Genomic DNA, 11547 nt, shown 5'->3' on the forward strand with positions numbered 1-11547 from the left:
TATGGCAACTTTGCGCAGAGCCGGTGATCCGGCACTGGTTACAGATCCTGCGGTCATTGCCGAAGTGTTGGCAACGCTGGAGGTCACCCTCGAAACATTACCCGTGCCGACTCACGAGCAGACCCTTTCCTTGCTGGCTGCGCCAGAACTGGATACTGCCGATCAGGCCAGGCTACTGGAAGCGCTGGATGGCGTTTTTCAGCGCCTGCAGGCAGAAAAAGGCTATCAGGAACGGGATCTGGTGGTGCTCTACCCGGGCCATCCCCAACTGGAGGCACTCAACACCCGTTTTCATCGCATCCACACCCATGATGATGAAGAAGTTCGCTATGTCGTTGATGGCGAGGGCATATTTGGCTTTGTCTTACCCGATGGTTCCCAGGTCGAGCTGACCGTACTGGCGGGTGATTATATTCATGTCCCGGCCCATGTGGAGCACTGGTTTCGCCTCAATCAGCGGCAGCGTATCAAGGCGGTGCGCTATTTCAGTGCCCGGGGTGGCTGGACACCCCTGTACACGGATCGACCCTTGCAGGATTTTGTCTGTCCATGAGCCGTTCTATCGAGGTGGATTACCAATTTCCCGCAGGTGTGGATGCTGCCCGGCAGGCCCAGGCCATTGCCATCGGGCAGACGGCGGGAAGCTGGGACGCCCGTTTTCAGCATCGGGAAGCGCAGTTCCGCGGGCATTTGGCCGAAGTGCTGGCTATTCGGGCATTGCCCGCAGGGCGACAGCTCGCCACCATTGCTTTTCCGGCAGAAAATGTGGATGGCCGCATGGGCAGCCTCCTGACCATGATTTTCGGCAAATATTCCCTGGCCGGTCCGGCCAAGGTCATGGCCATTCGCCTACCCGCGGATTATGGGCAAGCCTGTGCTTTCGGGCTGGCGGGCATTCGTGAACTGCTCCATGTCCCCGAACGCCCCCTGATCATGGCCATTTTCAAGCCCGCCCTGGGCTTGAGTGCCGAAGATCACGCCAAGATTCTTGCCGAAGTGGCCATGGCGGGCCTGGATATCATCAAGGATGACGAAATCCTGCCCGATCTTCCTTCGGCAGCCACCCTGGCTCGCTGGGAAGCCTGCGCGCCGATTATTGAAGCGCGGCGGGACCGAACCGGACGGGATCTGCTCTATGCCATGAATCTCTCCGGAGATGCCCGGCAGGTGCAGGATCTCGCCCGGCAACTGGTGGCCCGGGGGGCCAATGCCTTGCTCCTGAATGTGCTGGTCTACGGGTTTCCGACGCTGGAAGCACTGGCCGCCGATCCGGAAGTGCCTGTTCCGATTTTTGCCCACCCTGCCCTGGCTGGAGCCTACTGCGCTGCCCCGGATCATGGTTTTGCCTATCCGGCCTTGCTGGGCACGGTCATGTCCTACGCCGGCGCGGATGCGGTGCTGTATCCTGCCCATTATGGCAGCCTGCCTTTTCCTGAGGCCGATGAGCAAGGCGTTGTCCAGGCCTTGCGGGCGCGGGGGGTGGCTCCGGTGCCTTCGGCGGGGGTGCATCCCGGCATGCTGGGGGCCATTCTGAAAGATTATGGTGCAGACGTCATTCTCAACGCGGGAACGGGCATCATGGATCATCCCATGGGGCCTGCCAGCGGAGTGCTGGCCTTCCACGAAGGTCTGGAACGCTGGCAGGAGGGCGCCCCCTGGCGACTCTCCGATCTGCCCGCCGGTCCCCTGCGTGCGGCTGTCGAAAAATGGGGGAATGCCTGATGCCCGCCAAGGCCATTTTTTGCGACTTCGATGGGACCATCACCGAAACGGAAGTATTTGTCGCCTTGATGCGCCATTTTGCGCCCGAGTCTGCCGCAGCGATCCTGCCGGAAATTTATGCGCGGCGCTTGAGCCTGCGGGAAGGTCTGCCCCAGATATTGGAAGGCATTCCCACCCGGCGCTGGCCGGAAATGGAAGATTTTGTGCGGGGCACGGTCTTGCGCCCAGGCTTGGCTGCCCTGCTGGATGCTGCCCGTCAGGCGGAAGTACCCTTTATTGTCGTCACCGGTGGTTTTACGCGCATGGCGGAAATCGTGCTGGCCCCTTATCGCAGCGCCATTCACGCCATTCATGGTCTGGAAGTGGATCTTTCCGGGCCGACCCTGCGGGTTTTTTCACCCTGGCAGGATGCCCAGGAGTTGGTCGCCAAGCGTCAGGTGCTGGACCACTATCATCCGGATACCGCCGTTTGTATCGGCGATTCCATTACGGATCTGCGGGTGGCCAGAGACTGTCCGCTGGTCTGTGCCCGGGATCGTTTGGCCCAATATCTGAAGGCAGAAGGCAGAAGCTTCATTCCCTTTGAAACCTTCGATGATGTCAATACGGCACTCGCTCAACAAGGGTGGTGGCAGGAGCAAGGTCATGCACAGTGAAGACTTGCGTCAGGATCTGGCGAACTCGGCCCGGAGTTTTCATGCAAGGGGCTGGATGCTGGGGACCGCAGGCAATTTATCGGCCCGCAGGGCGGAAGACAGCTTCTGGATTACCGCCAGTGGCCGTCCCAAGGACTTGCTGACCCCGGATGATTTTGTGTCCGTGAACCTGCAGGGCGAGGTCCTTGCGGCGCCGGCCGGGCGCAAAGCTTCGGCAGAAACGGCCATTCATCGGGTGATTTATCGACATATTCCCGAGGCCCGGGTGGTATTTCATGGGCACTCCATTGAAGCCAATCTCTGCGGGCATTTGGCCAGAAATGGACAGTTGCGTTTACCGCCCCTGGAGATGCTCAAGGGGCTGGGAGTTCCCGATGCCGAACCCGAGGTGGATCTTCCGGTTTTTGCCAATCATCAGGACGTAGCCCGGATTGCCGGAGATATGGACGCGGCCTTTGCGCAATCTCTTCCCCGGGTGCCTGGCGTCCTGATTCACCAGCACGGGGTGACAGTTTGGGGGCGAGACCTGCTGTCCGCTCGACATCATCTGGAATTGCTGGAATATTGTTTCCGTTATCTCGTACAGGCTAAAGCCCTCGCTATAGGAGTTCAGGCATGAGTCAAGCACTTCTCACCGTCATTGGCGAAGATCGTCCCGGAATTGTCGCGGCAGTCACCCAGGCGCTGTTTACGGCGGACTGCTCCATTGGTGATGCCTCCATGATGCGTTTGGGAGGATATTTCACCATCATGCAGGTCATCGATTACAGCCGGGATCTGGGTTCGGTGGAAATGGCCCTGGATCCCGCCATCAAGCGCCTGAATTTGCGGGTCCACCTGGACCCCATCTCCAGCGTGGCCGTCACCGCCGATCTTCCCAATACCCGGGTCACGGTCTACGGAGCGGATCATCCGGGCATTGTTGCCGGGGTGACCGGTGCCCTGGCAGCCATCGGCTTTAATGTGGTCGATCTGGAAAGTGAAAGTTCAGGCAGTGCCGAGCGTCCCCTCTACGTGATGGTCATACAGGGCTATGCCCCTGCTGGCATCGAGAGCGTGCGCCAGGCGGTCTTGCCCTTACGGGAAAAAGAAGGCATCGAGGTGGGGGTCCATCCCATGGAAGCGGCGGTTTTCTGATGGCTGTTCTGTCCATTCTGACCTATCCCGATGCCCGTCTGCAGCGCAAGGCCGAAGCGGTGCAGGTTTTTGACGATGCATTGCAACAATTTGTCAGTGATCTGACGGAAACCATGTATGCCGGTCCCGGAGGGGTGGGAATTGCCGCGCCGCAAGTGGATCGTTTGCAGCGTATCGTCATCGTCGATGTGCGTGCCAAGCTGGGCGACCATTGCCATGGTCTGATGCTGCTCATCAACCCTGAACTGCTGGCCTGGGAGGGCATGGCGGTGGGTCGCGAGGGATGCATGTCCGTGCCGGATTTTACCGGAAATGTGATTCGCGCCGAACGCATTCAGGTGCAGGCCCAGGACGTATTCGGTCATGAACGCAGTTACGAGTGCGAAGGTTTTGAAGCCCGAGCGATACAGCACGAAATGGATCATCTTGACGGATTTTTGTTTCTTGATCGTCTGGTATCCCGAAAAACCGATCTGTTCCGGCGCAAGAATTACCAGAAATCCAAATAGCCAAGTTTACATCAGAAGCGGGTAAACAAGCTGGGCGTCATCCCCTCCTGTACTGTTTGTCCACCCATTTCCGATAACTGCCATCCATGACTTGTTGCCACCACTGGGGGTGTTCCAGATACCAGAGGATGGTGTCCTGGATGCCGGTGGGAAAATCCACGGCAGGGGCAAAGCCCAGTTCCTGGGTGATTTTTCGGGCATCTATGGCATAACGGCGATCATGGCCGGGCCGGTCGCGGACGTACTCGATCAGCTCCGCGCTTTTGCGCCCCAGTGCGGGTGCGGCCTGAGGGTATTGGGTGGCCCAGTGCGGCTGGCTGGCAAACAAGTCATCCATGCTCCGGCAGATCAGTTGCACAATATCCAGGTTGGTCCATTCATTGCAGCCACCAATGTTGTAGCTTTCGCCCTCCTGCCCCTGTTCGAGAATGGCAGCGATTCCCCGGCAGTGATCTTCGACATAGAGCCAGTCGCGAATCTGCCGACCATCGCCATAAATGGGCAAGGGCTTATTGTGCAGAATGTTGACGATGATGAGGGGAATGAGTTTTTCCGGAAAATGGAAGGGGCCGTAATTGTTGGAGCAGTTGCTGGTAGTGGTGTTCAGGCCGTAGGTATGCCGATAGGCGCGGACCAGATGATCGGAGCCGGCCTTGCTGGCGGCATAGGGAGAATTGGGGGCATAAGGGGTGTCTTCGCGGAAAGGCGGGTCCTGGGGGGCGAGGGTGCCATAAACCTCATCGGTGGAAATATGATGAAAGCGATGGGGAATGGGGCCTTTCGGGCCGTCCAGCCAGAGGGCTTTGGCGACCTTGAGCAGGGTGTGGGTGCCGACGATGTTGGTCTGAATAAAAGCATCGGGATCATGAATGGAGCGGTCCACGTGACTTTCCGCGGCAAAATGCACGATGACGTTGATGGCATGGCTGCGCATGCTGTTTTCCACCAATGCGGCATCATTGATGTCTCCATGCACAAAATGGAAACCGGAATACTTTTCCAGTCCATCCAGATTATGGGGGTTGCCGGCATAGGTGAGGGCATCATAGGCGATCAGTGTTCCTTGGGGATGGGTTTCCAGCCAGTGGTGACAGAAATTGCCGCCAATAAAGCCAGCGGCACCAGTGACCAGCAAGCGCTTGTCCGCAATGGGTGTCGTGCTCATGGGGATGGGGACTCCTGTATCTCATCAGAATCGGTATCGACCAACATCTGGCGAAGGGCCTGCCGCCAGTGGGGAGCGGCTCCCAATGCGGCATAGCTGGTACTTTTATCCAGTACTGCACAAGCGGGACGGCGGGCGGGGGTGGGATAGCTGCTGCTGGCAATCATCCGAATGGGAATGGCGCGGGGCAGCAGGCCCAGAGTCAGGGCTTCTTCCTGAATGGCGACGGCAAAGTCATACCAGGAAGCCACTCCCGCATCGGTCCAGTGTTGAATGCCGTGGAATCCGGGTTGTTCGCTTGCCCGCCAGATGGCTGCGGCCAGTCCCGCCGCCCAGGTGGGGCTGCCCAGCTGATCACCCACCACACCCAGGGTTTCCCGTTCTTTCATCAGACGCAGCATGGTCTTCACAAAGTTTGTACCATGCGCGCTGTAGACCCAGGCCGTTCTCAAAATCAGAACGTTATTGCCCAGGATGCGTTCCACTTCGACCTCGCCAGCCGCCTTGCTGGCGCCGTAAACCCCCAATGGCCGGCGCAGACTGTCGGTAGGGTAGGGGGTGGGCCGGTTGCCGTCAAAGACGAAATCGGTGGAGAGGTGAATGAGCCGGCCGCCTTGTTCTGCGGCAACCGCTGCACAATGGGCCGCTCCGTCACGATTGATGGCATAGGCCTTTTCGGGCTCTGATTCGGCTCGATCCACCGCCGTGTAGGCAGCGGCGTTGATGATCAGATCGGGACGAAATTGCCGGGTGATGCGGGCAACCTGTTCCTGGCTGCTGATGTCCGCCTGGGCCCGAGACAAGGCCAGCAGCTCAACAGATTCAGGAAGCTGACGCTGGAGTTCCCAGCCCACCTGGCCATTGGCACCCAACAGCAGTACACGCCTCATAGGGTTTTCTCCATTGTCTGTTCAGTCGGAACGGCCAGTTGGGGCGTACAGAAATTCATAAAAGTTATCCATGGCAATACCCTGGGTATCATAACCCGTCACCCTGACCTGATTGTTTTTGACGCCCACGGCTACCATGCAGGCGCGTTGTTTGGGGAGGGCCGCAGCGGCAACAAAAGCAGGGCGTGTTTGCCCGCAGGCAGGATGGGGATATTCCTGATTCAGGCGGGTGATGAGCTGACTGGCGATCAGCCGGGCCTGTTGCGGCGATGCTGCGGCAAAGGCGCGATGATCGTGCCAGGCGTTGGCGATGGCTTTGCGGGCATCTGCCGAGCTGGTTGCAGCCATGGCTTCCTGGTGCAACTGGTCGAGGGTTTCCAGGGCGGCATAGAGGTCCGTGCGGGCGCTGCTCTGCTGATCGATGACATGGACGCTGAGAAGGATGGTGAGTATGCCATAGAGGGCGATAACAATGCCCAGCGCCCAGGCAAAACGCATTCGACTGGATTTTTCGGGACGCCTGGCCATCAGGAATGACGGCGCTGGGCTGGGCGTGCCCGACGATGAGCGGCGTTTTTCTCTTTGTGCCGGTCGCTGATGTCGCCTTCCTCGTGACGGACTTGCAAGCGATTTTCGGCAGCAAAACGCATGATTTCGGCAAAGGCCTCGGGACGCAGTTCTTCCAGGCTCTCATCCATGATGATGGCCGCATTGCCGTTGATGTTGGCCGGCTCGATCAAGGGTAGATAATGGATTTTGTGGTCGGCACCGAAATGGGCGAGACCCACCCCTTCAATGAGCATTTCTGCCCAGGCCGAGGGACGGAACTTCCCCCCGCTTTCGGTCACCCCATCAATGATGATCATGGATACCGCTGCTCCTCGGGAAAGTGGGCGATGATACCGCCCTTTGCGCAGAGAATGAAGGGGTCACGAATAGGTATCTGCCTTGCTGAAAGTGCAACCGGCCGCATCCTTGCTGGCCAGTTGCGGCGCTGTTCCCGCCGGGATGGGCCAGGCGATGGCGATCTCCGGATCATTCCAGACAATGCAACGTTCGGCTTCCGGCGCATAAAATTCGGTGGTTTTATAGAGGAAATCGGCAAAGTCACTGAGGACGTAAAAGCCATGGGCGAAGCCCGGAGGTACCCAGAGCATCTGGTGATTTCCGGCGGAGAGCGTGGCGCCGACCCACTGCCCGAAAGTGGACGATGACCGGCGTAAATCGACGGCCACATCAAAAACGGCTCCCGAAACCACCCGCACCAGTTTCCCCTGGGGCTGGTGAATCTGGTAATGCAGGCCGCGCAGTACGCCCTGTTGGGAACGACTGTGGTTATCCTGAACAAAATCGAGTTTCAACCCCGCCTCGGCAAACTGCCGCTGGTTCCAGCTTTCCATGAAAAATCCTCGGCTGTCGCCAAATACTTTGGGGGTGATGAGCAGTACCTCGGGAATGCGCAATTTTTCAATATTCAAAACGGGTTTCCTTCTTCCAGAAGGCGCAGCAGATACGCACCATAACCGCTTTTTTGCAGAGGGGCAGCCAGACGGATCAAGGCTTCGGCATCGATGTACCCCATGCGATAGGCGATTTCCTCGGGACAAGCGACTTTCAGGCCCTGGCGCTCTTCCAGGGTGCGAATGAACTGTCCGGCATTGAGGAGGTCGGCATGGGTGCCCGTATCCAGCCAGGCAGTACCTCGCCCCAGCACTTCGACATGCAGACGTTTCTGTTCCAGATACAAACGGTTGAGGTCGGTGATTTCCAGTTCACCGCGTGCCGAAGGGCGAATTTCCCGGGCCATGCGGCTGCCACTGGCATCATAAAAATACAGCCCGGTAACGGCATAGGAAGAGCGCGGCCTGGCCGGTTTTTCTTCCAGGCCGATGGCTACCCCCTGACGGTCAAATTCCACTACTCCATAGGCCCTGGGATTGGCGACGTGATAGGCAAAAATCGTCGCACCATTTTCTACTTGATTGCATTGCTGCAGGGATTCACTGAGATCATGGCCATAAAAGACGTTATCGCCGAGAACCAGTGCCGAAGGGCTGCCCGCCAGAAACGGCTCGGCAATCAGCAGGGCTTGGGCGAGACCATCCGGCCGCGCCTGTTCGGCATAGCGGAAATCCAGGCCCCACTGCTGACCATCCCCCAGTAGCTGCTGAAAGCGTGGCAAATCATTGGGGGTGGAAATGATCTGGATCTCGCGGATGCCAGCCAGCATCAGCGTGGCAAGAGGATAATAAATCAGCGGCTTGTCATACACCGGCATCAATTGCTTGCTGACGGCCTGGGTGAGCGGATACAGACGGGTGCCGGAACCACCGGCAAGGAGAATGCCCTTACGCTGCATTGCCCGTCTCGACGTCGCCCTTTTTTTCCTGGCAGAGGCCATTCATGTACTCGGTAAAATCGGCACCGACTTCGGCGTGCAACTTGCCAAAGGCAATGGTGGCCTTGAGATAGCCCAATTTGTCGCCACAATCAAAGCGTTCACCAGCAAATCGGTAGGCCAGCACCTGACGTTCATTGAGAAGATGGGCGATGGCGTCGGTCAACTGGATTTCACCCCCGGCCCCTTTTTGGGTTTTTTCGAGAAAATGAAAAAGACGGGCCGGAAGAATATAACGGCCTACCACTCCCAGATTGGACGGTGCTTTTTCCGGTTTGGGTTTTTCGACGATGCCGCTGACCTGAAAAATACGCTCATCCCAAGGGCGAGCATCGACCACGCCGTAGCGGGTGGAGTGTTCACGAGGAATTTCTTCCACGCCCAGGATGCCCGCCTGATAGCGATGGTGCTGCTCGACCATCTGCGCCAGTACGGGTGGTTCTCCCAGCATGAGATCGTCGGCCAGCAGCACGGCAAAAGGTTCATCACCCACCACCGGTTTGGCCATCAGTACCGCATGACCAAGACCCAAGGGATAGGGCTGGCGCAAAAAAATGGTACAGACGTGGCTGGGTAAAATGCTTTGGACTTGTTCCAGCAGGGCTTTCTTGCCGCGTTTTTCCAGCTCGTTTTCCAGTTCGTAAGAAACGTCAAAATGATCTTCAATGGCCCGTTTACCGCGACCACTGATGAAAATCAGCTGATCGCAGCCGGCCGCAATGGCTTCTTCGACGGCGTACTGGATCAGGGGCTTATCCACGACCGGCATCATTTCCTTGGCACTGGCTTTGGTGGCCGGTAAAAAACGGGTACCCAGGCCAGCTACGGGGAAAACTGCTTTACGGACTTCAGCCATGTTTCATCTCCTTCATGAATGGGGCGAGTATAACCAAGACCACCCGCTTGCCGCAAAGCGTCATGCCCGATTTTATGGGAGCCGATCTGTATCAGGTTCCGAAATTTCCGGAGTGGCGCTATTCCCAGGTTTTTCCCGGGAGCTTTTCCCTCCGCCCACACCGCCCGCCATGGCGAAACGCAATGCCTGTTGCGGTGTCATGTCTGGCAGAGGAATGATTTTCTTGCGGGGAACCAGGCAGGTGAATCCGCCAACGCCGTAACTCATGGGAATGAAAACCGCCACGCAGTCTTCAGGAAGATGAGGAAGTTCCTGCAGACTGTCGCGGGTAATCAGCCCGATGATGTAGCCCATATCCCCTCCCTGTCGGACTAGAACGGCGCTGCGAAAGCCCCGGTCTGCACCGCCGAGCAGTAAGCCTACTGTTTCCTGGATGGTCCTGTAGAGGCTTTGTAGTACGGGGACGCGTGCTAGTGCCTTGTTCAACCATTCAAAAATCCAGGCGGTCAGGACATGGGAAGCCAAAAATCCGACTCCCAGAATCGTCAGCAAGGTCAGTACCAGTCCCAGGCCAGGAATGTCTATGCCAAACAGGGTCTTGATGGGGGCTTCAAAAAGACTGGCCAGCCAGTCGCCAATCCACAAAACCACATAAATGGTCAGGCCGATGGGCAGGGAAATGAGCAGCCCCTGGGCAAACCAGCGCCGCAAGTGCCAATGTTGAAAACGGGATTTCGGCGAAACAGGTGCGGGTAGCGTCATAAGGATGCCGTGATGAAAAGCATGCTTACAGCGGGACACAAAATGGCCGGAGCTTGGTGATGGTCAAGGAATGTCATCGCGTTCTTCCTGATTTTTGAAAAGTTGCGGGGCCAGATCATGCTTGCGCATGAGTTTGTATAAATCCGTGCGATGCCGACCAGCAATGCGCGCTGCCCGGGAAATGTTGCCGTCGGTGGCACGGAGCAGGTTTTCCAGATAAGCCCGTTCAAAGGCCGTCTTGGCATCCTGCAAGGGCGGAAAGGCGCTGGGCCCGCCTTGTCGGCCGGCATCGGGAATGGCTTCTCCGGCGACCCAGCCTTTTTCGGTGACGGCGGCGGCAAAGCTGACCGCGTTTTCGAGTTCCCGCACATTTCCGGGCCAGGGTCTTTGCATCAGTTTATCCATGGCCTCGGGGCTGAAACCCAGGATTTTGCGGTCCAGACGCTGACTTTCCCGATCCAGGAAATATTGGGCCAGCAACAGGATATCTTCGGGACGTTCACTGAGGCTGGGCACCCGCAGGGGAATGACGTGCAGGCGATAATACAGATCTTCCCGGAAGGCGCCGCTGGCCGTCAGGGCGTGGATATCCTGATGGGTGGCGCTGATGATGCGCAAATCCACGGATATTTCGGTTTTGGCACCAATCGGGCGTAAGGTGCCTTCCTGCAGTACCCGCAGGAGTTTGACCTGTAGCGCCAGGGGAAGGTCGCCGATTTCATCCAGGAACAAAGTCCCTTGGTCTGCACTGCGAATCAGGCCGACATGATCCTGGGTGGCTCCGGTAAAAGCGCCTTTGACATGGCCAAACAGTTCACTTTCGGCGAGTTCGGAGGGAATGGCCCCACAATTGACAGCAATAAAGGGTTGATCGTGACGGGCGCTGGCTTCGTGAATGGCGCGGGCGACCCGTTCTTTCCCGGATCCGCTTTCTCCGGAAAGAAACACACTGGCCGAGGATGAGGCTATCCGCGAGATCTCGTCGACCAGACTGGCCATGACCGGACTGCGGTGGAGGATGCTTTGCCCTGCCTGGGCGCGCAGATCCGCCCGCAACTTGCCCAACTCCCGACTGGCGTGGCGTTGCGCCAGAGCTGCCGTGCACAGTGTCTGCAATTCTTCATTGCTGAAGGGTTTGCTGAGATATCCGAAAGCCTGGGCACGCATGGCTTCCACGGCATTGGGAATGCTGCCGTGGGCAGTCAGCAGGATCACGGGTAAATCGGGATCGCGGCTCTGGACAGCTTCCAGAACGGCCATGCCGTCCATGACGGGCATGCGCAAATCGGTGATCAGCAAATCCACGCTTTCCTGGTCCAGCAGATCCAGTCCTGGCAGCGGATGAGGACTGCTCAGCACGCGATAATCTTCACTTTCCAGCCATAAACCCAGGAGCCGCAAAAAATCCGGATCGTCATCCATAATGAGAATGGTGGGCATGGTTTTACGCAT

Annotated in this window: 15 protein-coding genes; 6 read left to right on the forward strand and 9 right to left on the reverse strand. The window is 57.9% G+C overall.

Annotation, left to right across the window (positions count from 1 at the left end):
• Position 1: 1 nt before the first annotated feature.
• From ACJU26_RS02025 to def, 6 genes are read left to right on the forward strand one after another with little or no spacing between them, the layout of a single operon-like run.
• A complete protein-coding gene (locus tag ACJU26_RS02025) occupies positions 2-553 on the forward strand; it encodes a cupin domain-containing protein (protein WP_414040898.1) in 552 nt (183 codons plus the stop codon).
• The gene (locus tag ACJU26_RS02030; protein WP_414040899.1) at positions 550-1722 is read left to right on the forward strand and encodes a RuBisCO large subunit C-terminal-like domain-containing protein; all 1173 of its coding nucleotides are present in this window, start codon (positions 550-552) and stop codon (positions 1720-1722) included. Before ACJU26_RS02025 ends, ACJU26_RS02030 begins: the two co-directional genes overlap by 4 nt.
• Positions 1722-2378, forward strand: coding sequence for an HAD-IB family phosphatase (locus tag ACJU26_RS02035; protein ID WP_414040900.1), 657 nt, complete (start codon positions 1722-1724; stop codon positions 2376-2378). The genes ACJU26_RS02030 and ACJU26_RS02035 overlap by 1 nt, the downstream gene beginning before the upstream one ends.
• Positions 2368-2997 (forward strand): methylthioribulose 1-phosphate dehydratase, encoded by a 630-nt coding sequence (mtnB, locus tag ACJU26_RS02040; RefSeq protein WP_414040901.1) that lies wholly within the window; start codon positions 2368-2370, stop codon positions 2995-2997. Before ACJU26_RS02035 ends, mtnB begins: the two co-directional genes overlap by 11 nt.
• Positions 2994-3515: a glycine cleavage system protein R gene (locus ACJU26_RS02045; RefSeq protein WP_414040902.1), complete on the forward strand. Its 522-nt coding sequence runs from the start codon at positions 2994-2996 to the stop codon at positions 3513-3515. The genes mtnB and ACJU26_RS02045 overlap by 4 nt, the downstream gene beginning before the upstream one ends.
• A complete protein-coding gene (gene def, locus ACJU26_RS02050; RefSeq protein WP_414040903.1) occupies positions 3515-4024 on the forward strand; it encodes a peptide deformylase in 510 nt (169 codons plus the stop codon). The genes ACJU26_RS02045 and def overlap by 1 nt, the downstream gene beginning before the upstream one ends.
• A 37-nt stretch (positions 4025-4061) precedes the next feature.
• On the opposite strand, the gene rfbB is transcribed toward def, so the two are convergent.
• The 9 genes from rfbB to ACJU26_RS02095 form a co-directional block, all read right to left on the reverse strand.
• Positions 4062-5189 (reverse strand): dTDP-glucose 4,6-dehydratase, encoded by a 1128-nt coding sequence (gene rfbB / locus ACJU26_RS02055; protein WP_414040904.1) that lies wholly within the window; start codon positions 5187-5189, stop codon positions 4062-4064.
• Positions 5186-6079 (reverse strand): dTDP-4-dehydrorhamnose reductase, encoded by an 894-nt coding sequence (rfbD, locus tag ACJU26_RS02060; protein ID WP_414040905.1) that lies wholly within the window; start codon positions 6077-6079, stop codon positions 5186-5188. The genes rfbB and rfbD overlap by 4 nt, the downstream gene beginning before the upstream one ends.
• Before the next feature lie 21 nt (positions 6080-6100).
• Positions 6101-6607: a hypothetical protein gene (locus tag ACJU26_RS02065; protein ID WP_414040906.1), complete on the reverse strand. Its 507-nt coding sequence runs from the start codon at positions 6605-6607 to the stop codon at positions 6101-6103.
• Positions 6607-6945: a DUF3579 domain-containing protein gene (locus ACJU26_RS02070; protein WP_414040907.1), complete on the reverse strand. Its 339-nt coding sequence runs from the start codon at positions 6943-6945 to the stop codon at positions 6607-6609. Before ACJU26_RS02070 ends, ACJU26_RS02065 begins: the two co-directional genes overlap by 1 nt.
• A gap of 63 nt (positions 6946-7008) precedes the next feature.
• A complete protein-coding gene (rfbC, locus tag ACJU26_RS02075; RefSeq protein ID WP_414040908.1) occupies positions 7009-7557 on the reverse strand; it encodes a dTDP-4-dehydrorhamnose 3,5-epimerase in 549 nt (182 codons plus the stop codon).
• The gene (gene rfbA, locus ACJU26_RS02080) at positions 7554-8438 is read right to left on the reverse strand and encodes a glucose-1-phosphate thymidylyltransferase RfbA (RefSeq protein ID WP_414040909.1); all 885 of its coding nucleotides are present in this window, start codon (positions 8436-8438) and stop codon (positions 7554-7556) included. Before rfbA ends, rfbC begins: the two co-directional genes overlap by 4 nt.
• Positions 8428-9333, reverse strand: a complete 906-nt coding sequence (gene galU, locus ACJU26_RS02085) for a UTP--glucose-1-phosphate uridylyltransferase GalU (protein ID WP_414040910.1) — start codon at positions 9331-9333, stop codon at positions 8428-8430. Before galU ends, rfbA begins: the two co-directional genes overlap by 11 nt.
• A 72-nt stretch (positions 9334-9405) precedes the next feature.
• Entirely contained in the window at positions 9406-10095 is a 690-nt protein-coding gene (locus ACJU26_RS02090) for a DUF502 domain-containing protein (RefSeq protein ID WP_414040911.1), read from the reverse strand.
• 63 nt (positions 10096-10158) lie between these two features.
• Complete coding sequence (locus tag ACJU26_RS02095; protein WP_414040912.1) at positions 10159-11547, reverse strand: sigma-54-dependent transcriptional regulator; 1389 nt, start codon at positions 11545-11547, stop codon at positions 10159-10161.

The organism is Acidithiobacillus sp. M4-SHS-6, assembly GCF_047421495.1.
Lineage (GTDB): Bacteria > Pseudomonadota > Gammaproteobacteria > Acidithiobacillales > Acidithiobacillaceae > Acidithiobacillus.

Coding starts and splice junctions, on each gene's coding strand:
- ACJU26_RS02065 (WP_414040906.1), bottom strand. CDS start 6,607: ATGGCCAGGCGTCCCGAAAAATCCAGTCGAATGCGTTTTGCCTGGGCG.
- rfbB (WP_414040904.1), bottom strand. CDS start 5,189: ATGAGCACGACACCCATTGCGGACAAGCGCTTGCTGGTCACTGGTGCC.
- ACJU26_RS02035 (WP_414040900.1), top strand. CDS start 1,722: ATGCCCGCCAAGGCCATTTTTTGCGACTTCGATGGGACCATCACCGAA.
- rfbA (WP_414040909.1), bottom strand. CDS start 8,438: ATGCAGCGTAAGGGCATTCTCCTTGCCGGTGGTTCCGGCACCCGTCTG.
- ACJU26_RS02095 (WP_414040912.1), bottom strand. CDS start 11,547: ATGCGTAAAACCATGCCCACCATTCTCATTATGGATGACGATCCGGAT.
- galU (WP_414040910.1), bottom strand. CDS start 9,333: ATGGCTGAAGTCCGTAAAGCAGTTTTCCCCGTAGCTGGCCTGGGTACC.
- ACJU26_RS02045 (WP_414040902.1), top strand. CDS start 2,994: ATGAGTCAAGCACTTCTCACCGTCATTGGCGAAGATCGTCCCGGAATT.
- ACJU26_RS02070 (WP_414040907.1), bottom strand. CDS start 6,945: ATGATCATCATTGATGGGGTGACCGAAAGCGGGGGGAAGTTCCGTCCC.
- mtnB (WP_414040901.1), top strand. CDS start 2,368: ATGCACAGTGAAGACTTGCGTCAGGATCTGGCGAACTCGGCCCGGAGT.
- ACJU26_RS02030 (WP_414040899.1), top strand. CDS start 550: ATGAGCCGTTCTATCGAGGTGGATTACCAATTTCCCGCAGGTGTGGAT.
- rfbD (WP_414040905.1), bottom strand. CDS start 6,079: ATGAGGCGTGTACTGCTGTTGGGTGCCAATGGCCAGGTGGGCTGGGAA.
- def (WP_414040903.1), top strand. CDS start 3,515: ATGGCTGTTCTGTCCATTCTGACCTATCCCGATGCCCGTCTGCAGCGC.
- ACJU26_RS02090 (WP_414040911.1), bottom strand. CDS start 10,095: ATGACGCTACCCGCACCTGTTTCGCCGAAATCCCGTTTTCAACATTGG.
- ACJU26_RS02025 (WP_414040898.1), top strand. CDS start 2: ATGGCAACTTTGCGCAGAGCCGGTGATCCGGCACTGGTTACAGATCCT.